The 1,194-nt window shown below is 29.1% G+C and carries 1 protein-coding gene; it reads left to right on the top strand.

What is annotated here, in order from left to right; genetic code table 11:
- A partial coding sequence (locus tag CD128_RS09025; protein ID WP_103329634.1) for an IS1182 family transposase occupies positions 1–1,194 on the top strand: 1,194 nt, incomplete at both ends.

Genomic DNA, 1,194 nt, shown 5'->3' with positions numbered 1-1,194 from the left:
GATGTGGCTATCACAAAATCAAAAGCCTTCTTATAAAACGATTAATCGATTTAGAGTAAATCCAAAAGTAGATGCTTTATTAGAATCATTATTTATTCAATTTCATAGTCAATGTTTGAAACAAAATCTTATAGATGAGCAGGCCATTTTTATTGATGGTACGAAAGTTGAGGCGAACGCCAATCGATATACATTTGTATGGAAAAAGAGTATTCAAAACCATGAGTCCAGGATGAATGATGATTCTAAAGCACTCTATCATGAATTGGTAACAAATAAAATCATACCTGAGATTAAAAAAGATTACGATAATGACTTAACAAAAGAAGAAATAGATTTGATTGGTAGTCATTTAGATAAAGAAATCGAAGATTTAAACCAACATATCGTTAATGAAAAATGTACTAAAATAAGAAAACAAATACGGCTCAAAAGAACTAAAATTAAAAAATACAAAAAGCAAATTAATGATTACTCTGAGCGTAAGCAAAGATACGAAGTCCAAAAATCTATTTTAAAGGATAGAAATAGTTACTCTAAAACTGACCATGATGCCACATTTATGAGAATGAAAGAAGATCATATGAAAAATGGACAACTCAAGCCTGGTTATAATTTACAAATAGCGACAAATTCTCAATTTATTTTATCGTACAATGTGTATCAAAATCCGACTGATACAAGAACGATGATACCATTTTTAAATTCAATTCAAGAGACCTACGGTCAATTACCTGAATACATTGTAGCTGACGCAGGTTATGGTAGCGAATCAAATTATATGGCAATTATAGATAATTTTAATCGAACACCACTCATAACTTATGGAATGTTTATAAAAGATAAAACTAAAAAATATAAATCCGACATCTTTAATACTCAAAATTGGGATTATGACGAAATTAACGATGAATTTATTTGCCCGAACAATAAAAGACTAGGATTTAAAAGATATGCCTATCGCCATGATAAATATGGTTTTAAACGAGACTTTAAATTATACGAATGTGATGATTGTTCAGAATGTTCTCTGAAACACCAATGTATGAACTTCAATTCAAAAACAAATAAAAAAATAATGAAGAATTATAATTGGGAATATTTTAAAGCCCAAATTAATAAAAGGCTTTCAGAACCAAAAACAAAAGCCATCTACAGTCAAAGAAAAATTGATGTGGAGCCTGTTTTTGGATT

The sequence above is a fragment of the Staphylococcus croceilyticus genome (assembly GCF_002902575.1).
In the GTDB taxonomy this organism is placed as follows: Bacteria; Bacillota; Bacilli; order Staphylococcales; family Staphylococcaceae; genus Staphylococcus; species Staphylococcus croceilyticus.
This window is presented reverse-complemented; position numbering and strand designations above follow the sequence as displayed.